This is a genomic window from Paenirhodobacter ferrireducens (assembly GCF_004022265.1).
In the GTDB taxonomy this organism is placed as follows: Bacteria; Pseudomonadota; Alphaproteobacteria; order Rhodobacterales; family Rhodobacteraceae; genus Rhodobacter; species Rhodobacter ferrireducens.
The window spans coordinates 159,969-180,384 of the sequence record NZ_SAVB01000005.1 but is presented as its reverse complement, the minus strand read 5'-3'; the positions used below and the strand labels follow the sequence as shown (position 1 = coordinate 180,384).

At 68.4% G+C, this 20,416-nt stretch carries 20 protein-coding genes and 2 tRNA genes; 4 read left to right on the top strand and 18 right to left on the bottom strand.

The genetic code is table 11. The features are described from left to right. Positions 1-142 precede the first annotated feature (142 nt). The 10 genes from lysM to EOW65_RS05595 all read right to left on the bottom strand — a co-directional run bounded on the left by lysM (position 143) and on the right by EOW65_RS05595 (position 9,413). Entirely contained in the window at positions 143-586 is a 444-nt protein-coding gene (lysM, locus tag EOW65_RS05640; RefSeq protein WP_128147999.1) for a peptidoglycan-binding protein LysM, read from the bottom strand. A gap of 126 nt (positions 587-712) precedes the next feature. Beyond that, positions 713-2,500 (bottom strand): ABC transporter transmembrane domain-containing protein, encoded by a 1,788-nt coding sequence (locus EOW65_RS05635; RefSeq protein ID WP_128147998.1) that lies wholly within the window; start codon positions 2,498-2,500, stop codon positions 713-715. A 164-nt stretch (positions 2,501-2,664) separates the two neighbouring features. Next, a tRNA-Glu gene (locus tag EOW65_RS05630) sits at positions 2,665-2,739 on the bottom strand. 94 nt (positions 2,740-2,833) lie between these two features. Beyond that, positions 2,834-2,918 (bottom strand) — tRNA-Leu (locus tag EOW65_RS05625). Positions 2,919-2,961: 43 nt separating this feature from the next. Beyond that, entirely contained in the window at positions 2,962-3,738 is a 777-nt protein-coding gene (locus EOW65_RS05620) for an enoyl-CoA hydratase-related protein (protein ID WP_128147997.1), read from the bottom strand. Positions 3,739-3,826: 88 nt separating this feature from the next. Next, positions 3,827-4,279, bottom strand: a complete 453-nt coding sequence (locus EOW65_RS05615) for a cytochrome c-type biogenesis protein (RefSeq protein WP_128147996.1) — start codon at positions 4,277-4,279, stop codon at positions 3,827-3,829. Between the two features lie 2 nt (positions 4,280-4,281). Beyond that, complete coding sequence (locus EOW65_RS05610) at positions 4,282-6,243, bottom strand: heme lyase CcmF/NrfE family subunit (RefSeq protein ID WP_128147995.1); 1,962 nt, start codon at positions 6,241-6,243, stop codon at positions 4,282-4,284. A 100-nt stretch (positions 6,244-6,343) separates the two neighbouring features. Further along, a complete protein-coding gene (locus EOW65_RS05605; protein ID WP_128147994.1) occupies positions 6,344-7,600 on the bottom strand; it encodes an MgtC/SapB family protein in 1,257 nt (418 codons plus the stop codon). Between the two features lie 57 nt (positions 7,601-7,657). Beyond that, a complete protein-coding gene (locus tag EOW65_RS05600) occupies positions 7,658-8,122 on the bottom strand; it encodes an Lrp/AsnC family transcriptional regulator (RefSeq protein WP_113899248.1) in 465 nt (154 codons plus the stop codon). A gap of 4 nt (positions 8,123-8,126) precedes the next feature. Further along, a complete protein-coding gene (locus EOW65_RS05595) occupies positions 8,127-9,413 on the bottom strand; it encodes a 4-aminobutyrate--2-oxoglutarate transaminase (protein ID WP_128147993.1) in 1,287 nt (428 codons plus the stop codon). Between the two features lie 110 nt (positions 9,414-9,523). Between EOW65_RS05595 and EOW65_RS05590 the strand changes: the two genes are divergently transcribed. The 4 genes from EOW65_RS05590 (at position 9,524) to EOW65_RS05575 (ending at position 12,001) form a co-directional block, all read left to right on the top strand. Continuing rightward, complete coding sequence (locus EOW65_RS05590) at positions 9,524-10,354, top strand: MerR family transcriptional regulator (RefSeq protein ID WP_128147992.1); 831 nt, start codon at positions 9,524-9,526, stop codon at positions 10,352-10,354. A 73-nt stretch (positions 10,355-10,427) separates the two neighbouring features. Continuing rightward, positions 10,428-10,838: an META domain-containing protein gene (locus EOW65_RS05585; RefSeq protein ID WP_128147991.1), complete on the top strand. Its 411-nt coding sequence runs from the start codon at positions 10,428-10,430 to the stop codon at positions 10,836-10,838. A gap of 45 nt (positions 10,839-10,883) precedes the next feature. Beyond that, positions 10,884-11,615 carry a rhomboid family intramembrane serine protease gene (locus EOW65_RS05580; protein WP_128147990.1) on the top strand — a complete coding sequence of 244 codons (732 nt, stop codon included), beginning with the start codon at positions 10,884-10,886 and terminating at the stop codon, positions 11,613-11,615. Next, positions 11,615-12,001, top strand: a complete 387-nt coding sequence (locus EOW65_RS05575; protein ID WP_128147989.1) for a GFA family protein — start codon at positions 11,615-11,617, stop codon at positions 11,999-12,001. Before EOW65_RS05580 ends, EOW65_RS05575 begins: the two co-directional genes overlap by 1 nt. Here the strand turns inward: EOW65_RS05575 and EOW65_RS05570 are convergent. The 8 genes from EOW65_RS05570 to pyk form a co-directional block, all read right to left on the bottom strand. Continuing rightward, complete coding sequence (locus EOW65_RS05570) at positions 11,973-13,586, bottom strand: GMC family oxidoreductase (RefSeq protein WP_128147988.1); 1,614 nt, start codon at positions 13,584-13,586, stop codon at positions 11,973-11,975. The genes EOW65_RS05575 and EOW65_RS05570 overlap by 29 nt on opposite strands. 80 nt (positions 13,587-13,666) lie before the next feature. Beyond that, positions 13,667-16,087 carry a phenylalanine--tRNA ligase subunit beta gene (gene pheT / locus EOW65_RS05565; protein WP_128147987.1) on the bottom strand — a complete coding sequence of 807 codons (2,421 nt, stop codon included), beginning with the start codon at positions 16,085-16,087 and terminating at the stop codon, positions 13,667-13,669. Between the two features lie 14 nt (positions 16,088-16,101). Next, positions 16,102-16,734: a hypothetical protein gene (locus tag EOW65_RS05560; protein WP_128147986.1), complete on the bottom strand. Its 633-nt coding sequence runs from the start codon at positions 16,732-16,734 to the stop codon at positions 16,102-16,104. Next, positions 16,734-17,816 carry a phenylalanine--tRNA ligase subunit alpha gene (gene pheS / locus EOW65_RS05555; RefSeq protein ID WP_128147985.1) on the bottom strand — a complete coding sequence of 361 codons (1,083 nt, stop codon included), beginning with the start codon at positions 17,814-17,816 and terminating at the stop codon, positions 16,734-16,736. Before pheS ends, EOW65_RS05560 begins: the two co-directional genes overlap by 1 nt. Before the next feature lie 131 nt (positions 17,817-17,947). Then, complete coding sequence (gene rplT / locus EOW65_RS05550) at positions 17,948-18,313, bottom strand: 50S ribosomal protein L20 (RefSeq protein ID WP_113899239.1); 366 nt, start codon at positions 18,311-18,313, stop codon at positions 17,948-17,950. Positions 18,314-18,328: 15 nt separating this feature from the next. Next, complete coding sequence (gene rpmI / locus EOW65_RS05545; RefSeq protein WP_113899238.1) at positions 18,329-18,529, bottom strand: 50S ribosomal protein L35; 201 nt, start codon at positions 18,527-18,529, stop codon at positions 18,329-18,331. 144 nt (positions 18,530-18,673) lie between these two features. Further along, complete coding sequence (locus EOW65_RS05540) at positions 18,674-18,901, bottom strand: hypothetical protein (protein ID WP_240664516.1); 228 nt, start codon at positions 18,899-18,901, stop codon at positions 18,674-18,676. Between the two features lie 37 nt (positions 18,902-18,938). After that, the gene (gene pyk, locus EOW65_RS05535; protein WP_128147984.1) at positions 18,939-20,384 is read right to left on the bottom strand and encodes a pyruvate kinase; all 1,446 of its coding nucleotides are present in this window, start codon (positions 20,382-20,384) and stop codon (positions 18,939-18,941) included. Positions 20,385-20,416: the final 32 nt, after the last annotated feature.

The window sequence follows — 20,416 nt, the reverse complement described above, 5'->3', positions numbered from 1 at the left end:
TCCTCGGGCCTCGCCCGCAGAATGCGTCAAAGCGCCGATAGGCGGCAAGGGCAAGGCTTACCAAAACGTCACGTCATGGCAGCCATGACGCGAGGGAAGGGCTCCGCCCGCCTGCGGCGCGGACGGAGGCCCCGCGCCCGGCTCAGGCCTTGGCGCCGGGGATGCGCAACATCTGGCCCGGATAGATCTTGTCGGGATGGCTTAGCATCGGCTTGTTCGCCTCGAAAATCTCGGGATAGCGGCTGGCGTTGCCGAGATATTTCTTCGCGATCGCGGACAGCGTGTCGCCCTTTTCCACGGTGTGGAAGACCGCCTCCTGCGTGTCTTCGTCGTGATCGGTCTCGACCTGCGCGACGCCGCCGACATTGCCGACCGCCAGAATGATCTTTTCCTTCGTCGCCGCATCGACCGCCTTGCCCGAAACGGTGACCTTGTCGCCCTCGACCTTCAGGTCAACGCCGCTGGTGTCGAGGCCGAGGTCCTTCAGCTCGGCTTTCAGCACCTCGGCCTTCGGCGCCTCGGCGGCCTCCGCCTTGCCGCCAAACAGTGATTTTCCGGCGTCCTTCACGAAATTCCACAGGCCCATGTCTCTCTCCTCTGCCAGTCCGCGCCCCCGGCACAGGCCGGGCACGGGGACCAGCCTGCCCCGGAACGCACAAGGGCGACAGGGGGAAAAACCGGGGTGCGGCCGCAGCCCGGCGGATAACCGCCCTCAGAGGGCGGTGCCGTCGGTGAACTGCAGTTTCGCAAGCTCGGCATAAAGCCCGCCCTGGGCCACCAGTTCCTCGTGCGTGCCCTGGGCGACGATCCGGCCCTCGTCGAAGACGACGATCCGGTGCGCCTTCTTCACCGTGGCCAGACGGTGCGCCACGATCACCGTGGTGCGCCCGACCGAGAGCCGGTCGACCGCCGCCTGCACCTCGCGCTCGGAAGCCGCATCAAGGGCCGAGGTCGCCTCGTCGAGCAGCAGGATCGGCGCGTCGCGCAGGATCGCGCGGGCGATGGCGATGCGCTGCTTCTGCCCGCCCGACAGCATCACGCCGCGCTCGCCCACATAGGTGTCGAAGCCCTGCGGCAGCGCGGTCAGGAAGTCCCAGGCATGGGCCGCCCGCGCGGCCTCCTCGACCTCGGCATCCGTCGCCTCGGGCCGGCCGAAGCGGATGTTCTCGCGCGCCGAGGCCGCGAAGATCACCGGGTCCTGCGGCACGAGCGCGATGGCACGGCGGAAGTCGGCGCGCGCCAGGCTGCGCAGGTCATAGCCGTCGATGGTGACGCGGCCCGTCTCCGGGTCCCAGAACCGCTGGATCAGCTGCACGACGGTGGTCTTGCCCGCCCCCGAGGGGCCGACGAGGGCCACCGTCTCGCCCGGATTGATCGCCAGCTCGACATGATCGAGCGCCGAGGTCTCGGGCCGCGAGGGGTAGTGGAAGCTGACATCCTCGAAGCGGATCGCCCCCTTCGCCGGCATCGGCAGCGGCACCGGATGCTCGGGGTCGGTGACGCTGTCATGGGCCGAGAGCAGCTCGACCAGGCGCTCGGTCGCGCCCGCGGCACGCTGCAGCTCGCCCCAGATCTCGGAGAGCGCCCCGACCGAGCCCGCGACCATCACCGCATAGATCACGAACTGCACCAGCTCGCCCACCGACATCGCGCCGCCGCGCACGTCGCGCGCACCGACCCACAGCACGCCGACGACGCCCGCGAAGACGAGGAAGATCACGATCACCGTCATCAGCGCGCGGGTGCTGATCCGCCGCCGCGCCGAGTCATAGCTTTTCTCGGTCACGTCCGAGAAGGCGCGCCGGGTCAGCGCCTCGTGGGTGAAGGCCTGCACCGTCTGCGCCGACAGCAGCGCCTCCGAGGCCGAGGCCGAGGAGGCGGCGATCCAGTCCTGGTTCTCGCGGCCGAGAACGCGCAACCGCCGCCCCATCACCACGATCGGCACCACGACGAGCGGCACCACCAGCAGCACCAGCCCGGTCAGCTTGGCCGAGGTGACGAGCAGCATCAGCAGGCCGCCGATCAGGATCAGCACGTTGCGCAGCGCGACCGAGACCGAGGAGCCGATGACCGAGAGGATCAGCGTGGTGTCGGTGGTGATGCGCGAGATGATCTCGCCGGTCAGAATCCGTTCGAAGAACGAGGGCGACATGCCGATCACCCGGCCGAACACCGCCTTGCGGATATCGGCCACGACGCGCTCGCCGAAGCGGGTGACAAGGGCATAGCGCAGCCCGGTGCCGATCGCGAGCAATGCCGCGATGACGAGGGCCGCCCCGAAATACTGGTCGAGCAGCTCGGCCCCCTGCTGGAAGCCGTCGACGACGCGGCGCACCGCGATCGGCAGGATCAGGCTGATCGAGGCGGTGAGGACAAGCGCCGCAAGCGCCGCGGCAGCGGTGCCGCGATAGGGCCGCACGAAGGGAGCAAGCCCCCTCAGCGCGCCGATGCGTTTCGTGGTGGGCCGGTCCTCGATCGGGGCTTGCGGTCTGCGTGCCATGGGCTCTCCCTTCGTTTGTTGCCCGTTTAGGCGGCGAAACGACTTCGGGCAAGCTCTGTGTTCCTGCGCGCGGGCTCTGCACGCAGCCGTGATGACAGGGAAAAGCAGAACGCCGCCGCCACCCCGAAGGGCGGTCGGCGGTGATCGTTCATGTCGCGGAAGATTGGCAGCGCCTACGGGATTCGAACCCGTGTTTTATGGCTGAGAACCACACGTCCTGACCCCTAGACGAAGGCGCCACATCCGTGGGGGGCGATATAGGCCGATGCCCGGACGGGCACAAGCGGATTTTGCGACCCGCACGGGCTGGTGATCGGCGGCGGCAATCGGAATTGGTGCGGGCGACCGGACTCGAACCGGCATGGGCTGGGCCCGAGGGAGTTTAAGTCCCATGCGTCTACCATTTCGCCACGCCCGCACTCGGCCCTTGGCTAGCGCGCCCGGGGCGCGCCGGCAAGCGCTCAGCGTCCCTCGAAGCGGGCCGGCCGCTTCTCGAGGAAGGCCTGCACCCCTTCGCGGAAGTCCTGCGTCAGGCCAAGCCCGCCCTGCAGTTCTGCCTCAAGCGACAGCTGCGCTGCGAGATCATTGGCCGAGCTTTCCCGCATCGCCCGCTTCACCGCGGCAAAGGCGCGGGTCGGGCCCTTGGCCAGATGCTCGGCGCGGGCGCGCCAGTGATGGGCGAAATCGACGTCGGGCACGGCTTCCCAGATCATTCCCTGCGCGGCGGCCTCGGTCGCGGTGACCTTGTCGGCGAAAAGCGCAAGCCCCATGGCGCGGGCAAGCCCCACCTGCCGCGGCAGCCAATAGGTGCCGCCGGCATCCGGCATCAGCCCGATCCGGGTGAAGGCCTGCAGGAAGACCGCCGATTCGGTGGCGATCACCACATCGGCCGCAAGCGCGAGATTGGCCCCTGCCCCGGCCGCGGCGCCGTTCACCGCCGCGATCACCGGCACCGGGCAGTCGGTGATCGCCTTCAGGATCGGCTCGTATTCCTCGCGCAGCACGGTCTCGAGCTCGAGCACGCCGGTCGCCGCGCCATCTGCCAGGTCCTGGCCCGAGCAGAAGGCCCGCCCCGCGCCGGTCAGCACGATCGCCCGCGCCTCGCCCGCCGCACGGCTCAGCGCCTCGCGCAGCTCGGCCCGCATCGTGGTGTTGAGTGCATTCATCACCTCGGGGCGGTTCATCGCGATGACCGCAAGCCCCTCGGAAAACTCGTAACGGATCGTCTGCCAGCTCATGCCGTCCTCCCTTGTCCCGGCCGAAGATTACCGGGGACACCGGGGGACGAAAGCGAAACCGTGCGTCACGGCCCGCACTGCGCGCGGATCAGGAGTTCATCAGCTCCTTCAGCCGCGCCTCTTCCTCGGGGCTGAGCGCCTTGGCCGCAGCCGGTTCCTCGCGGCGACGGCGGCGGATCCAGACGAAGGCACCGCCAAGCGCCACCAGCAGCACGGCGGGCCCGGTCCAGTAGAGGATCAGGTTCGCGCCGGTCTTCTCGGGCTCGAACAGCACATATTCGCCATAGCGCGCGGTGATGTAGTCGAGAACCTGCGCATTGCTGTCGCCGTCGGTCAATCGCTCGCGCACCAGAAGCCGCAGATCGCGCGAGACATCGGCATTCGATTCGTCGATGTTCTCGCCCTGACAGACCGGGCAGCGCAGCACCTGACTGATTTCCCGTGCGCGTTTCTCGAGCGCGGGATCGGCCAGCACCTCGTCGGGCTGCACGGCATGGGCGGGCGTGGCCAGAAGCAGCAGCAGCGCAAGACGTTTCAGCATGATCACTCCGCGGGCTGGATGGTGGAAGCGGCGGCTTTGCGGGCGCCGGCGGCGACGCGATAGCGCCGGTCGCTCAGGCTGAGCAGCCCGCCGAAGGCCATCAGCAGCGCGCCGGCCCAGATCCAGTTCGCGAAGGGCTTGATATAGGTGCGCACCGCCCAGCCACCGCCCTCCTGCGGGTCGCCGATCACCAGATAGACGTCGCGCAGGAACCCGTTGTCGATGTCGGCCTCGGTCGTCGGCATCGCCTGCACCGGGTAGATCCGCTTTTCGGGATGCAGCGTGGCGACGAACTTGCCGCCCTGACGCACGGTGATCGTCGCCTCGGTGGTGGTGTAGTTCGGGCCGGGCAGATGCTCGACCTTGTCGAGGGTGATCGCATAGCCCGCGACGGTGAAGGTCTCGCCGACCTGCGCGACGCGGATGTCCTCGACCTGGCCCGCCATCAGCAGGCCGATGCCGGCAAAGACGACGCCCAGCCCCGAATGCGCGGTGGCCTTGCCCCAGTCGGCGCGCGGCAGACGGGCGAGACGGGCCGGCGTGCGGCCTGCACGCACCCAAAGCTCGGCCGCGGCCCCGAAGACGAGCCACGAGCCCAGCCCCGCCGCGACCAGCGCCAGCACCGGGCGGCCGGTCTCGAGCGTCCAGGCAAGGCCCGCGACCGCGAGCGCCAGGATCGCCGCCGGGGCAAGCGGGCGGATCAGCTTGCCAAGGGCCGCCCGCTTCCACGGCATCATCGCGCCGATCGGCAGGATCAGGGCGAGGATCACCATGAAGGGGGTGAAGGCCTTGTCGAAGAACGGCGCCCCGACCGAGAGCTTGCGCCCCCAGGCCATCTCGGCGACGAGCGGCCAGAGCGTGCCGACGAAGACGACAAGCGCCGCGGTGGCCAGCAGGATGTTGTTCAGCACCAGCGCGCTTTCGCGCGACACCATCGAGAACACGCCCTTCGCCTGCATCGCGCCGGCCCGCGCGGCATAAAGCGTCAGCGCGCCGCCGACGAAGAGGGCGAGGATGAACAGGATGAAGATGCCGCGCTTCGGGTCATTGGCAAAGCTGTGCACCGAGGTGATGACACCCGACCGCACGATGAAGGTGCCGATCAGCGAGAAGCCGAAGGCCATGATCGCGAGAAGGATCGTCCAGCTTTTCAGCGCCTCGCGCTTCTCGACGACGATCGCCGAGTGCAGCAGCGCCGCGGCCAGCAGCCAGGGCATGAAGGAGGCATTCTCGACCGGATCCCAGAACCAGAAGCCGCCCCAGCCAAGCTCGTAATAGGCCCACCACGAGCCAAGCGCGATGCCGATGGTCAGGAAGATCCAGGCGGCCAGCGTCCAAGGCCGGACCCAGCGGGCCCAGGCAGCATCGACCCGGCCCTCGATCAGCGCGGCGACGGCGAAGGAGAAGGCCATCGAGAGACCGACATAGCCGAGGTAGAGGAAGGGCGGATGGAAGGCGAGGCCCGGGTCCTGCAGCAGCGGGTTCAGGTCGCGGCCGTTGAAGGGCGGCTCGGCGAGACGGGTGAAGGGGTTCGAGGTGAGCAGGATGAAGCCGAGGAAGGCCACCCCGATCGAGGCCTGCACCGACAGCACGCGCGCCCGCAGCCGCGGCGGCAGCGCGCCGCCAAACCAGGCGGCGGCGGCGCCGAAGAGCGACAGGATCAGCACCCACAGCAGCATCGAGCCCTCGTGGTTGCCCCAGAGCCCGGTGACCTTGTAGAGCATCGGCTTGTCGGTATGCGAGTTCTGATAGACCACCTTCAGCGAGAAATCCGAGGTGACGAAGCCGTGCATCAGCGCGGCGAAGGCAACCGCAATCAGCAGGAACTGGGCCGTGGCGGCGGGGTCTCCGACCGCCATCCAGCCGCTCCAGCCCTTCTGGGCGCCGATCAGCGGGATCACCATCTGGATCAGCGCCACGCAAAAGGCGAGGATCAGGGCGAAATGGCCGAGCTCTGCAATCATGGGAATGTCCTCTCTGTCCGCGGGCGGGATCATAGAGGGTCTGGCCGCCCCGGCCAAGGTGGCTGCGCGTCATTGTCGCGGGGGCACGCGATGGTGATGCTTAGCCCGCGGCGGAGAGCACCGCGAAGACCGCCCCGCCCGCCGCAACGGCGAGCGCCGAGATCAGGGCCAGCGCCGCCCAGAACCGCACCGGCCCGGCCAGCACCGACAGGAAGATCCGCCCGACGGTGTTCGAAACGAGCGCCATCAGCACCGCGGCCCCGATCATTGGCGCGGCAAATCCCTCGCCCGCCAGACGCAGCGCGCTCAGCACCGCGACATCGACGTCGAAGATCCCCGAGGCGGCCGAGGTGACGAGGAGGCCCGAGCCGCCGAAGCGCGCGCTGAGCGCCGCGTTCAGCATCGAGACGATGGAAAACAGCGCGGCAAAGGCCAGCAGCGCGCGCAGCTCGAAGGGGTTGCGCAGCATCTCGCTGCCCTCGGGCAGGCTTTTCGCCCGGGCCAGCACCAGCCCGCCGACCAGCGCCAGCACCGCCGCCGCGGTGGCGGTGACCGGCAGGATCTGCAGCAGCACCGGCCCGCCGATCAGCCCGACGACCACCGTCACCCGCAGCACTGAGACCATCGCCGCCAGCGCCGCGGCGCCGGCAAGCGGCACCGGGCGCTCGGCCTCCTTCGCCATGCGCGCGAGCGCCACGGTGACCGCGGTCGAGGAGACGAGCGCGCCGGCAAGCCCGCTGACGATCAGCCCGCGGGTCGTGCCGAGGATCCGCACCGCGATGTAGCCGAGAAAGGAGATGGTCGCGATCAGCACGGTGAAGAACCACACCTCGCGCGGGTTGAAACCGCCCCAGGGGTCGATCGTGCGGTCGGGCAGCAGCGGCAGCACGATCACCGTCATCGCGGCAAGGACAAGGGCCGAGCGCAGCTCGACCCAGCTCAGCCGGCGCAATGCGCTGTGCAGCATCTCGCGGCTGGCGAGGATGCCGGCGAGCGCCGTGCCGCCTGCCGCCGCGACCCGGTAGTCGCCCACCACGGCCAGCGCCCCGAGGCCGAAGACGCCGAGCCCTGCCATCAGCGCGGTGACACTGAAGTTCTCGTCATGGAGCGATTCGTGATATTCGAAGAGGCCGAACAGCGCCGCGAAGCCAAGGAAGGCCGCGCCGAGCACGATCGAGGAGCCGAGCGCCAGGCTGACGGCGGCGAAAACGCCGCCGAGCAGGCCGAAGATGCCATAGGTGCGCAGCCCTGCCGTGCGGCTGCCCGAGGGCTCGTCGCGCTCGCGCCAGCCGCGCTCGACCCCGACCAGAAGGCCGATCGCCAGCGCGACGCCCAGCTTCAGCATCGTCTCGTCCATCGCCGCCCCTCCCCTTGCGCGCCCATCATGGCGCGCGCGTCGGCCGGAGGGAAGGCGTCAGAGACGCGCCGAGGGCCGGCGGGTCGACAGTTGCAGGTTGGTCTCGGTCCGCTGCACCCCTTCGATGCGGCGGATGTGCAGGATCGTCTCGTCCAGATCGGGCAGGCTGCGCGTGCCGATCTCGACGATCAGGTCCCACTGGCCGTTGGTGGTGTGCACGGCCTGCACCGCAGGCAGGCCGAGCAGCCGTTGCACGACGCGCTCGGTGGCGCGCCCTTCGACAGTGAGCATCATCATGCCGCGCACCGGCGAGGCGGTGACGTCGGCGCGGGTGAGCACGGTGAAGCCCGAAATCTCGCCCCGCGCGACCAGCCTCTCGATGCGCGTGCGCACGGTGGCGCGGGAGAGGCCGAGCTGCGCGGCCAGGTCCGAGACCGAGGCACGCCCGTCCCGCCGCAAGGCGGCGATCAGACGCTGATCGGTGTCATCGAGCCGGTCCCCGCGCGGTGCCTCTCCCCACATCGTCTCAGCCCTTCTTCACGGCGAGGATCGAGGCCTCGAGGATGTCGAGGGCTTCCTCGAACACCGGTTCCTGAATGGTGAGCGGCGACAGGAAGCGGATCACGTTGCCGTAGACGCCGCAGGTCAGCAGCACGAGGCCACGCTCGAGCGCCTCGTCACAGACCTTCTTCACGAACTCCGGGTTCGGCGTGTCGGTGCCCGCCACGTTGAACTCGGCCGCGTTCATGAAGCCCGGGCCGCGGATCTCGACGAGTTCCGGCACCTGGTCCTGCAGGCTGGCAAGGCGCTGCTTCAGGCGCGCACCCAGACGGGCGGCGCGGTCGCACAGACCCTCTTCCTCGATCACGTCGAGCACGGCATTCGCCGCGGCCACCGACAGCGGGTTGCCGGCATAGGTGCCGCCAAGGCCGCCCGGCTGGGCGTGGTCCATGATCTCGGCACGGCCGGTCACCGCCGAGATCGGCAGACCGCCGCCAAGGCCCTTGGCCATGGTGGTGATGTCGGCGGCAACGCCGTGGTGTTCCATCGCGAAGAGCTTGCCGGTGCGGGCAAAGCCGGTCTGCACCTCGTCGGCGATCATCACGATGCCGTTCTCGTCACAGATCTCGCGGATCTTCTTCATGAAGCCTTCGGGGGCGGGCACGAAGCCGCCTTCGCCCTGCACCGGCTCGAGGATGATCGCGGCGATGCGGGTCGGGTCGGCGTCGGACTTGAACAGACGGTTCAGCGCCTCGAGCGCGTCATCCATCGACACGCCGTGCAGCGCGTTCGGGTAGGGCAGGTGCCAGACGTCGTTCATCATCGGGCCGAAGCCGACCTTGTAGGGCGCGGTCTTGCCGGTCAGCGTCATGGTCATGAAGGTGCGGCCGTGGAAGCCGCCGGCGAAGGCGATGACGCCCGAGCGGCCGGTGTAGTGACGCGCAATCTTGATCGCGTTTTCAACGGCTTCGGCACCCGTGGTGGTGAAGATCGTCTTCTTCGGGAAATCGCCCGGAACCTTGGCGTTCAGGCGCTCGGCCAGCACGACGTAGTTCTCGTAGGGCATCACCTGGTGGCAGGTGTGGGTGAAGGCGTCGAGCTGGTTCTTCACCGCCTCGATCACCTTCGGGTGACGGTGGCCGGTGTTCACCACGGCGATGCCGGCGGCGAAGTCGATGTAGCGTTTGCCGTTCTTGTCCCAGACCTCGGCGTTCTCGGCCTTGGCGGCGTAGATCTGCGTGGTCATGCCGACGCCGCGGGCGACGGCGGCATTCTTGCGGGCGGTAAGTTCGGGCGAGGTTTGCACGGTCATGGGGAACTCCGATTCGTGATGGCTCACCATCTCACTTTGCATTTTTTCTGCAAGAAATTTCTTGTGTCCTGTGATGGTGCCCCGCAGATTGCCGGTGTAAGGCTTAGAAAATGACCGATTCCAGCGCCCCCTCTGACCAGACCGACGGCGAACCGACCTTCCGCGTGACCGAAGCGGCGCGCGCGGCGGGTGTTGCACCCTCGACGCTGCGGCTGTGGGAGACGCAGGGGCTGATTGCGCCGCAGCGGCGCGCCTCGGGCCAGCGGCTCTACAGCGCCGCCGACGTGGCGCGGCTGCAGCGGATTTCCTTCCTGCGCCGCGAGGCGGGGCTGAACCCGGCGGCGATCCGTGCGACGCTCGAGGCCGAGGGCGACAGCGACGAGGCTGCCGCGGCGATCACCAACGAACCGCTCGGCGCCGCGCTGCGCCAGCTGCGCAACGCCCGCGGCGAAAAGCTTGATGACGTGGCGCAGGCGATGGGGATCTCGGCCTCGGCGCTGTCGACACTCGAACGCACTGGTGCCGGCGTCAGCTTCAAGGTGCTCGCCGATCTGGCACAATATTACGGCACCACGGTGTCGCGGCTGTCGGGGCAGGACGCGCCGGGCAGCCCGGTGGTGCGCTCGGGTGCGGCACGGATCTGGCCGATGCCGGTCGAGGGGGTGCGCGTCGAGGTGCTGGCCGAGGGCCGCCGGCAGATGGACTGTCACCGCTTCATCCTCGCCCCCGGCGCCGCCTCGGAGGGCGGCTATGGCCACGAGGGCGAGGAGTTCATCACCGTGCTCGAGGGCCGCTTTCGCATCACCCTCGACGGCGAGGAGGTGCACGAGCTCGGCACCGGCGATTCGATCTATTTCGAAAGCCGCCGCCCGCATGCCTGGGCGAATGCCGCCGACGGCCGCACCGTGGTGATCTGGGTGAACACGCCGCCCACCTTCTGACACGCTTTCGTGAAGCGGGTTGCGGGCGCCCTCCCCCGGGCCCACTGTGCGCGCGAATGACCGGAGGCCCCCCATGCGCCGCCTGATGCTGACCGCCCTCGCCTGCCTTGCGCTTGCCGCCTGCAAGGACGAGGCCGCCGCCGACCCGCTCGAACTGCTGGGCATGGGCGTCGAGTGGCACGTGACCGAGATCGCCGGCACCGCGGTGCCCGAGGGCGTCGGCGTCACCATCGCCCGCCCCGAGGACGGGATGATCGCCGGCACCTCGGGCTGCAACCGCTATTCGGGCCGGGTCAGCACGCATGACGGCAAGCTCGAGATCGGTGCGCTCGCCGGCACCCGGATGGCCTGCCTCGGCCCGGCGGAAGAGGTCGAGCGCGCCTTCCACTCGACCATCGGCCGCGCCAAAGATGCGCAGATGGCGGGCGATGTGCTCGAACTGACCGATGCCGCGGGCAAGGTACTGATCCGTGCGATGAAGTGACCGCGCTCGCTTGACGGCGCGGGGCGGATCGGAAACTCTCGGCCCATGTTCCCGATCCGCGACCACAACCCCTCGATGCGCACGCCCTGGATCACCCGGGGCCTGATCGCGATCAACCTGTTCCTGTACCTGCTGACCGCGCCCTGGGGTGGCAACCTTGAGGGGCTGTGGCAGGCCGGCGCGCTCTATCCCGCGGCGGTGTCGCAAGGCGCGTGGCTGTGGGGCCTTTTCACCCATATGTTCCTGCACGCGAGCCTGATGCATGTGGGCGGCAACATGCTGTTCCTGTGGGTCTTCGGCGACAATCTCGAGGATCAGTTCGGCCCCCTCGGCTTCCTCGCCTTCTATCTGCTCTCGGGCCTCGCCGCGGCCGGGGCCCAGATCGCCATCGATCCGACCAGCACGATCCCGATGGTCGGCGCCTCGGGCGCGATCGCCGGGGTGATGGGGGGCTATCTGCTGATGTTCCCGCGCGCCCGCGTCGACGTGCTGATCATCTTCATCATCTTCTTCCGGATCTTCACCATCCCCGCCTGGATCGTGCTGGGGGTCTGGTTCGGGCTGCAGGTGATCGGCAGCACCGAGACGAGCCTCACCGGCGGCGTCGCCTATTGGGCGCATATCGGCGGCTTCCTTGCCGGCCTCGTGCTGTGCGTGCCGCATTTCCTGCGCATGGGCGGGCCGGGCTTCTGGGCCCGCACCCATGGCCGGCCGCCGCATCCCGACATCGAATATATCCGCACCACGATCCCCGTGGTGCGCCGCAGGAGGCGCTGATGCTGCCCGAGATCCGCACACCCCACCGCCTGACCTGCCATTGTGGCGCCGTCGAGATCGAGGTGACGCTTTCGGACGGGCTGAACACGAAGCGGCGCTGCGACTGTTCCTTCTGCCGCCGGCGCGGCGCGGTGGCCGTCTCGGCCCCGCTCGACGGCCTCCGCATCGTGAAGGGGGCCGAGAACCTGACCCTCTACCAGTTCGGCACGCAGACGGCGAAGCACTGGTTTTGCAAGACCTGCGGCATCTACACCCACCACCAGCGCCGCTCGAACCCGAACGAATACGGGGTGAACGCGGGCTGCCTCGAGGGCGTGAACCCGCGCGACCTTGACCCCGTGCCGTGGTCGGACGGGGTCAATCACCCCTCCGATCGGCGCGGATGAAGCCCGCCGCGCGCTCGGCGATCATGATCGTCGGCGCGTTGGTATTGCCGCCGATCAGGCTCGGCATCACCGAGGCATCGACCACCCGCAGCCCGGCGATGCCGTGCACCCGCAGCTTTGCGTCCGTCACCGCCATCGCGTCGCGCCCCATCCGGCAGGTGCCGACCGGGTGATAGATCGTGTCGGCGCGCGCGCGGATGTCGGCCATCAGCCCGGCGTCGCTGCCGTCGTGCGGATAAAGCCGCCGCCCGCGCCACGGCGCCAGCGGTTCCGCCCCGGCGATGGCGTCGAGAAGCCGCGCCCCCTTCAGCAGCAGCGCCGCATCACGCGGATCACTGAGGAAGGCCGGGTCGATCGCCGGCGCGGCCCGCGGGTCGTCTGAGGCGAGCCGCACCGTCCCGCGCGAGAACGGCCGCAGCGCGCAGACATGGGCCGACCAGCCATCCGCCAGATGTGGGCGGCGCATGTGCCGGTCGACGATGCCGACGACGAAGTGGAGCTGCAGATCGGGCTCGGCGAGCCCCGGTTCCGAACGCAGGAAAGCCGCCCCCTCGGCCATCGGCGAGGCGAAAAGCCCCTCGCCGTGCCGTTTCCAGAAACCGGCAGCGCGCGCCATGCGCCACAACCCCGCCGGGTTCAGCCCGACCACATCGGGCCGCGGCGAGGTATAGGAGACGATGTAATCGAGGTGGTCTTGCAGGTTCGCCCCCACCCCGGGCAGGTCGTGCACCGGGGTGATGCCGTGCTCGCGCAGATGCTCGGCCGGGCCGATCCCCGACAGCATCAACAACTGCGGCGAGCCGAAGGCGCCGGCCGAGACGATCACCTCGCGCCGCGCCTCGATCCGCAGATGACGCCGGCCGCGGCGGACGAGTGCGCCCGTCGCCCGCCCCTCGGCGAGCAGCAGCCGTTCGGCCCGCGCGCGGGTCAGCACGGTCAGGTTCGGCCGCGCCATCACCGGGTGCAGATAGGCCGCCGCCGCGGAACAGCGCTCGCCCTTGCGCGGCCCGTCCCAGAATTGCGTGACCTGGTAAAGCCCCGCGCCCTCCTGCTCCGCCCCGTTGAAATCGTCATTCGGCGCGCAGCCGACGGCGGCACAGGCCTCGACGAAGGCACGGGTCGCCGGCCGCGGCCGGCGCTGGTCGCCGACCTGAAGCGGCCCCGCATCGCCGTGCCACTCCGACGCCCCGCGCATGTTGCGCTCGGCGGCAAGGAAATGCGGCCGGCAGTCGTCCCAGCTCCAGCCCTCCGCCCCGGCCTCGGCCCAGGCGTCGTAATCCGAGGGACGGCCGCGGATATAGAGCATCGCGTTGATCGCGGACGAGCCACCGAGCCCCCTGCCCCGCGGCTGAAACCCCCGCCGCCCGTCCAGCCCCGGCTGCGGCACGGTCTGGAACGCCCAGTTGTGAATCGGCGGTCGCCCCGGCACCATCGCCGCGACCAGCGCCGGCGCGCGCACGAAGATGTCGCGCGCCTCGGTCCCGGCCTCGACCAGACAGACCCGCAGCGCCGGATCCTCGCTCAGACGCGCGGCCAGAACGGCGCCGGCCGAGCCGCCACCCAAGATCAGATAGTCAAAAATCATCAGGCTCCTCCCCCAATGGGAGAGGAGCCTAACGGGATTTTCAGGACCGGATAGCGTGACGCGAAGTCAGCGCCGCGGCGTCACTTGCGCAGGCTGCCGCCGGTGGCCTTGGCCACCTTGTCGACGATCTTGGCGGACACCGCCTCGATCTCGGCATCGGTCAGGGTCTTGTCCTTCGGCTGCAGCCGGACAGCGAGCGCGATCGACTTCTTGCCGGCGCCCATCTGCTCTTCCGCCTTCGGGCCGGTGAAGGCGTCGAAGACCGAGACCGCCTCGATCAGCGCCTTGTCGGCACCAAGGGCCGCGTTCACCGCCGTCATCGCCTCGACCGAGGCATCGACGACGAAGGCGAAGTCGCGCTCGACCGCGTGCAGATCGTGCAGGGCAAGGGCCGGACGGGTCGGCGTCTTCGCCTTCGGGAAGGGGATGTTGGCGAGACGGATGGTGAAGGCCACCGCCGCGCCCTTCACCCCCATCTCGCGCAGCACGCGGGGGTGCACCTCGCCGAAGGTCGCCAGCACATTCGGACCAAGCGCGATGTTGCCCGAGCGGCCCGGATGCCACCAGGCGTCGAGCTTGCGGTTGATCTGCACCCGCGCCGGCGCGCCGATCGCGGCCAGCACCGCCTCGACATCGGCCTTGGCGTCATAGACGTCGACCGGCCGGCGCGAGCCCCAGGGGTCGCGGGCCGCACGCGCGCCGACCAGAAGCCCGGTCGCCTGCGTCACCTGATCGCCCGGCTCGCCGCCGATGAAGGCGGGACCGACCTCGAAGAGCGCCAGATCGGCAAAGCCGCGCGCCTGGTTACGCGCCGCCGCCGCCAGCAGGCCGGGCAGCAGGTCGGGACGCATATGCGTCATTTCCGAGCTGATCGGGTTCTCGATCCGCATCGCCTCGGACCCGCCGCCGAACATCGCCGCGGCGGCGCCGTCGATGAAGCTGTAGGTGACGCATTCGTTGTAGCCGAGCGCCGCGATCGTGCGCCGCGCGGTCTTCTCGCGCACCTGCGCGGGGGTCAGGATCGGCCCCGGCACGCCGGTCGTCTCGCGCGGCATCGGCTTGCCCACCAGCTTCGAGAGCGAGGCGACACGCGCCACTTCCTCGACCAGATCGGCCTCGCCCTGCACATCGGGGCGCCAGCTCGGCGGGGCGGCCATGTCGCCCGCGAAGGTGAAGCCGAGCGCCTCGAGCGTGCGGCGCTGTTCCGCCTCGGGGATCTCCATGCCGACCAGCGAAATCACCCGCGCCGGGTCGAGCCGGTAGGCGCGCGACGTGTCGGGCACGGCGCCGTCGACCACCACCTCCGAGGCCTCGCCACCGCACAGGTCAAGCACCATCTGCGTCGCGAGTTCGAGGCCCGGCAGGGTGAACTCGGGGTCCACGCCACGCTCGAAGCGATAGCGCGCATCCGAGGTGATCTTCAGCGCGCGGCCGGTGGCGGCGATGGTGATCGGGTCCCAATAGGCGCTCTCGAGGAAGACATCGACGGTCGTCTCGTCACAACCCGAAAGCTCGCCGCCCATGATGCCCGCCAGGCTTTCCGGCCCCTTGTCGTCGACGATCACCATCTGGCCCGGGGCAAGGGTGTAGGTCTTGCCGTCAAGCGCCAGCAGCTCCTCGCCGCCCTGGGCCGGGACGATCCGCACCTTGCCCTGCACCTTCGCCGCGTCGAAGACGTGCAGCGGGCGGTTCAGGTCATAGGTGAAGAAGTTGGTGACATCGACCAGTGTCGAGATCGGCCGCAGCCCGATCGCAATCAGCCGCGCCTGCAGCCAGGCCGGGCTCGGCCCGTTCTTCACGCCGCGGATCAGGCGGCCGGCAAAGACCGGGCAGCCCTTTTCCTTCAGGCCCGCGTCGATCTCGACCGCGACCGGGCAGGCAAAGCCGCCGGGCACCGTCTCGACCACCAGCGGCTTCAGCACGCCAAGCCCGCGCGCCGCAAGGTCGCGCGCCACGCCACGCACGCCAAGCGCATCGGGGCGGTTCGGGGTGATCTTGATGTGGAACATCGGGTCGACCGCCGCCGGACGGTTCTCAGCCAGCCAGTCGGTGAACTTGCAGCCGACCTCGGAATTCAGGCTGTCCTCGGGCAGCTCGATGATGCCGTTATGCTCGTCCGAAAGCTCCAGCTCGCGCTCCGAGCACATCATGCCGGCGCTTTCGACACCGCGGATCTTGCCGATGCCGAGGGTGACATCGAGGCCCGGCACATAGTCGCCCGGTTTCGCCAGCACGACGGTGATCCCCGCCCGCGCATTCGGCGCACCGCAGACGATGGTCTTCTCGCCCTCGTCGGTCAGCACCTGACAGACGCGCAGCTTGTCGGCGTCGGGGTGCTTTTCGGCCTTCAGCACCTTGGCGATGGTGAAGGGGGCAAGTTTCGCGGCCGGGTTCACGACCTCCTCGACCTCGAGCCCGAGGTCGGTGAGCGCCTCGGCGATCTCGTCCACGGTGGCCGAGGTCTCGAGATGGTCTTTCAGCCAGGAGAGGGTGAATCTCATTTTCTAGTTTCCTTTCAGGGCCAGATGTCAGGAAAGGCCCGCGCCGCGAACAAGCCGCTCAAAACAAGGGCTGCCAACACAGAGAACATCGCCCCAAGCCAAGAGAAGCGGAACGCAGCTTCTTTCTTCAAGAGATCGAGCATCAGGGCTTCCTGCATCTTCTGCGCGACGACCATGTCTTCGCATGAACTGGCCAAAGTTCGATTGGCGTCGATTTGGTCCAACTGCACCGCACAAAGGAGGATCGCCGTCAAGAATGGAGCGCACACCGCAACCAGTGAAATCGGGAAGACACCTAAACGTTCACAAGAGCTGCTAAATGCGAACGCAACTAGCGCCGCCATCACGATTGACCAGAAGGTGGCCAGCACAGCATTCTTCGCTTCAACCTTCTTTAGCACTCCCAACAGAATTTCATGCTGCCCTCCGGAAAGAAGGCCATCGTCGCCTTCGGCTGGCACGAACTCACAGAACTTCTTCGGATGCCTTTTCATCTGATCATACGCGTGCAAGCGACGTTTTAGCGGCCCGAAATCTGGAGCCATGGCGAAATGGGGCAGACCGACAAGGCGGTCAATGCACAGCCATTTCACAATGCCCTCTAAAGTCCAGACACCCGTAATGAAACAGATGGCGAACCAATCCATTACTTACTCAGCCCCCCGAACACCGTCGGCAGATCGAGCGGCGCGAAGCCATAGTGCTTCAGCCAGCGCAGGTCGCTCTCGAAGAAGGCGCGTAGGTCGGGGATGCCGTATTTCAGCATCGCGATGCGGTCGATGCCCATGCCGAAGGCAAAGCCCTGCCATTCGTTCGGGTCGATCCCGCCCGCCGCCAGAACCTTCGGCTGCATCATCCCCGAGCCGAGGATCTCAAGCCAGCTGTCGCCCTCGCCGATCTTCAGCTGACCGCCTTCCCACGAGCAGCGGATGTCGACCTCGGCCGAGGGCTCGGTGAAGGGGAAATGCGAGGCGCGGAAGCGCAGCTCGACATTCGGCACCTCGAAGAAGGCCTTGCAGAATTCCTCGAGCGTCCATTTCAGGTTCGCCATCGAGATGTCGCGGCCGATCGCCATGCCCTCGACCTGATGGAACATCGGCGCGTGGGTCTGGTCCATGTCCATGCGGTAAACCCGGCCCGGTGCGATCACGCGAATGGGTGCGCCCTTCGCCTCCATCGCGCGGATCTGCACCGGCGAGGTATGGGTGCGCAGCACATGCGGCGGGCGCGGGTCGGCCGGGTCGCGTGCCATGAAAAAGGTGTCGAACTCCTGCCGGGCCGGATGCTCGGGCGGGATGTTCAGCGCGTCGAAATTGTACCAGTCGCTTTCGATCTGCGGCCCCTCGGCGACGTCGAAGCCCATGTCGGCGAAGATCGCCGTGACCTCGTCCATCACCTGGCTGACCGGGTGGATCGTGCCCGCGGGCCGCGGCCGGCCGGGCAGCGTCACGTCAAGCCATTCGGCCGCCAGCCGGGCATCGAGCGCGGCATCGGCGAGCGCGGCCTTCTTCGCCCGCAGCGCGGCGTCGATCTCGGATTTCAGCACGTTCAGCGCGGCGCCGGTGGTCTGCCGTTCCTCGGCGCTCATCTGCCCGAGTTCGCGCATCTTCAGGCTGATCTCGCCCTTCTTGCCAAGCGCGGCAAGCCGCAGCTCTTCGAGGGCGGCCTCGTCGCCGGCCTGCGCGATGCCCCCGAGATATTTCGCCTTGAGCTCGTCGAGCGCGTTCATCTGTTCTCTCCTGGCTGGTCGGAGCCCGTGCTAAGCGTGCGCCGGCCCGATTTCAAGCGCGTGAAACGAAAAACCCCGCGCACGGCGAAGCGCCGGCGCGGGGTTCGAAATGCAATCCCGAGATCGGGAGATTACGCAGCCGCGGCAGCCTTCGCCTGTTCGACGATGGCACCAAAGGCTTCCGGCTCGTGGATGGCGAGATCGGCGAGGACCTTGCGGTCGACCTCGATGCCGGCCTTGGCGAGCAGGTTGATGAAGCGCGAGTAGGTCATCTCGGCATCGAACGCGCGCACGGCGGCGTTGATGCGCTGGATCCACAGCGCGCGGAAGTTGCGCTTGCGCTGCTTGCGGTCACGGGTGGCGTACTGGTTCGCCTTGTCGACCGCCTGGGTCGCCGTGCGGAAGTTGCGCGAACGGGCCGAATAGTAGCCCTTGGCCTTGTTCAGGACCTTCTTGTGCGAGGCGTGGGTGACCTTGCCGGATTTGACGCGGGACATTGTTCAGGCCTCCGTTCAGCGGTTGTAGGGCATGTATTTCTTGACGATCTTCGCGTCCGAGTCGGACAGGATCATCGTGCCCGCGCTGTCGCGGATGAACTTGGTCGTGCGCTTGATCATGCCGTGGCGCTTGCCGGCCGGGCCAGCAATGACCTTGCCGGTCGCGGTGAATTTGAACCGCTTCTTGGCAGCGGATTTGGTCTTCATCTTGGGCATTTCCGTCTCCTCTTGTGAGAGTGAACGCGCGACTCGGCATGCCTCATCGGCCGGCCGCACGGTGGTCAGGGGGCGGCTGATAGGGCCTCGCCGCCGGTTTGGCAAGAGCAAATCCGCCCGTTTCGTCGCGCCCGGCGTCCAGGCTCAGTGCAGCAGCCGCGCCAGCACCCGGGCAAAGGCCGCGGGGATCTGCGCCGGGCTGTAGCCCGTGGGCCGTTGCAGCACCGCCGCCACGATCAGCACCCCGCCAAGCGCCAGCGCCACCGCCGCCGCCCGCGGCGGCCGGCTTTCGGAAAAGGCCGAGACGGCCGCGGGAATGGCAAAGGCCGCGATCAGCAGCCCTCCCACCAGCAGAAAGTCACTGTCGATCATCGCGCCCCCTCCCCCCGCAGCCGGCCTGCGGATCAGGCTATTCCGGGTCGGTGCGGAAGATCAACCGCTCGTCGCAGGGCGCGACACGCAGGATGTTGGTCGTGCCCTGCACGTTGAAGGGCACCCCCGCGATCACCACGATCTGGTTGCTCTCGTCGGCAAAGCCGTAATCGCGCGCCGCGCGGGCGGCGTTGACCACCGCCATCTTGAAGCGCTCCACCTCCTCGCAGCGCACCGCATGCACGCCCCAGAACAGACACAGCTTGCGCAGAGTCGCCGGCAGCGGCGACAGCGCGATGATCGGCACCCGCGGCCGTTCGCGCGCGCTGAGCGACACCGTCTTGCCCGATTGCGTATAGCAGCAGATTGCCGAGATGTCGGTGGCCTCGGCGATCTCACGCGCCGCCGCCACGATGCCGTCGGCGATGGTCTGGCGCGCGACCAGCCGCGAGGCCTCGATCACCTCGCGATAGGTCGGGTCGCTCTCGACCGAGCGGGCCACCGCGTTCATCGTCGACACCGCCTCGACCGGATAGCGACCGGCGGCGGATTCGGCGCTCAGCATGATCGCGTCGGCGCCTTCGTAGATCGCCGTCGCCACGTCCGAGACCTCGGCGCGGGTGGGCATCGGGCTTTCGATCATGCTTTCGAGCATCTGCGTCGCGACGATCACCGGCTTGGCAGCCGAGCGGCACTTGCGCACGAGACGCTTCTGGATCGGCGGCACCGCCTCGACCGGCAGCTCGACGCCCAAGTCACCGCGCGCCACCATGATCCCGTCCGAGACCTTGAGGATCTCGTCGAAGGCCTTCTCGGCCGCGGGCTTCTCGATCTTCGAGAGCACCGCGGCGCGGCCCCTGGCGAGCGTGCGCGCCTCGATCACGTCCTCGGGGCGCTGCACGAAGCTGAGCGCCAGCCAGTCGACGCCAAGCGCGCAGGCGAATTCCAGATCCTTGCGGTCCTTGTCGGAGAGTGCGGCCAGCGGCAGCACCACGTCGGGCACGTTCACGCCCTTGCGGTTCGAGATCGTGCCACCGACCGTCACCGTGCACTCGGCGAAATCGGCGCCGCAGGCCTCGACCCGCATCCGGATCTTGCCGTCGTTCACCAGAAGCCGCGTGCCGGGCACCAGCGCCGCGAAGATCTCGGGATGCGGCAGGCAGACGCGGTGGCCGTCGCCCTCGGTCGGGTCGAGGTCGAAGCGGAAGCGCTCGCCCTCCTCCAGATCGGCCGCCCCCGCGGCAAAGGTGCCAACGCGCAGCTTCGGCCCCTGCAGGTCGGCCAGCACCGCGACCGGGCGGCCGGTGTCGGCCTCGATCTGGCGGATGATGTCGAAGCGGGCGCGCTGCTCGTCATGCGTGCCGTGGCTCATGTTCAGCCGGAACACGTCGGCGCCCGCCTCGAACAGCGCGCGAATGGTCTTGTAATCAGAAGATGCGGGGCCAAGCGTTGCCACGATCTTGACGTTGCGAAGGCGTCTCATCCGTCCTCGATCCTGTTGTTTCAGTCGGTTGG

Bases quoted from the DNA above. Each gene is read 5' to 3' on its own strand.
- lysM (WP_128147999.1), bottom strand. From the start codon at position 586: ATGGGCCTGTGGAATTTCGTGAAGGACGCCGGAAAATCACTGTTTGGC.
- EOW65_RS05635 (WP_128147998.1), bottom strand. From the start codon at position 2,500: ATGGCACGCAGACCGCAAGCCCCGATCGAGGACCGGCCCACCACGAAA.
- EOW65_RS05620 (WP_128147997.1), bottom strand. From the start codon at position 3,738: ATGAGCTGGCAGACGATCCGTTACGAGTTTTCCGAGGGGCTTGCGGTC.
- EOW65_RS05615 (WP_128147996.1), bottom strand. From the start codon at position 4,279: ATGCTGAAACGTCTTGCGCTGCTGCTGCTTCTGGCCACGCCCGCCCAT.
- EOW65_RS05610 (WP_128147995.1), bottom strand. From the start codon at position 6,243: ATGATTGCAGAGCTCGGCCATTTCGCCCTGATCCTCGCCTTTTGCGTG.
- EOW65_RS05605 (WP_128147994.1), bottom strand. From the start codon at position 7,600: ATGGACGAGACGATGCTGAAGCTGGGCGTCGCGCTGGCGATCGGCCTT.
- EOW65_RS05600 (WP_113899248.1), bottom strand. From the start codon at position 8,122: ATGTGGGGAGAGGCACCGCGCGGGGACCGGCTCGATGACACCGATCAG.
- EOW65_RS05595 (WP_128147993.1), bottom strand. From the start codon at position 9,413: ATGACCGTGCAAACCTCGCCCGAACTTACCGCCCGCAAGAATGCCGCC.
- EOW65_RS05590 (WP_128147992.1), top strand. From the start codon at position 9,524: ATGACCGATTCCAGCGCCCCCTCTGACCAGACCGACGGCGAACCGACC.
- EOW65_RS05585 (WP_128147991.1), top strand. From the start codon at position 10,428: ATGCGCCGCCTGATGCTGACCGCCCTCGCCTGCCTTGCGCTTGCCGCC.
- EOW65_RS05580 (WP_128147990.1), top strand. From the start codon at position 10,884: ATGTTCCCGATCCGCGACCACAACCCCTCGATGCGCACGCCCTGGATC.
- EOW65_RS05575 (WP_128147989.1), top strand. From the start codon at position 11,615: ATGCTGCCCGAGATCCGCACACCCCACCGCCTGACCTGCCATTGTGGC.
- EOW65_RS05570 (WP_128147988.1), bottom strand. From the start codon at position 13,586: ATGATTTTTGACTATCTGATCTTGGGTGGCGGCTCGGCCGGCGCCGTT.
- pheT (WP_128147987.1), bottom strand. From the start codon at position 16,087: ATGAGATTCACCCTCTCCTGGCTGAAAGACCATCTCGAGACCTCGGCC.
- EOW65_RS05560 (WP_128147986.1), bottom strand. From the start codon at position 16,734: ATGGATTGGTTCGCCATCTGTTTCATTACGGGTGTCTGGACTTTAGAG.
- pheS (WP_128147985.1), bottom strand. From the start codon at position 17,816: ATGAACGCGCTCGACGAGCTCAAGGCGAAATATCTCGGGGGCATCGCG.
- rplT (WP_113899239.1), bottom strand. From the start codon at position 18,313: ATGTCCCGCGTCAAATCCGGCAAGGTCACCCACGCCTCGCACAAGAAG.
- rpmI (WP_113899238.1), bottom strand. From the start codon at position 18,529: ATGCCCAAGATGAAGACCAAATCCGCTGCCAAGAAGCGGTTCAAATTC.
- EOW65_RS05540 (WP_240664516.1), bottom strand. From the start codon at position 18,901: ATGATCGACAGTGACTTTCTGCTGGTGGGAGGGCTGCTGATCGCGGCC.
- pyk (WP_128147984.1), bottom strand. From the start codon at position 20,384: ATGAGACGCCTTCGCAACGTCAAGATCGTGGCAACGCTTGGCCCCGCA.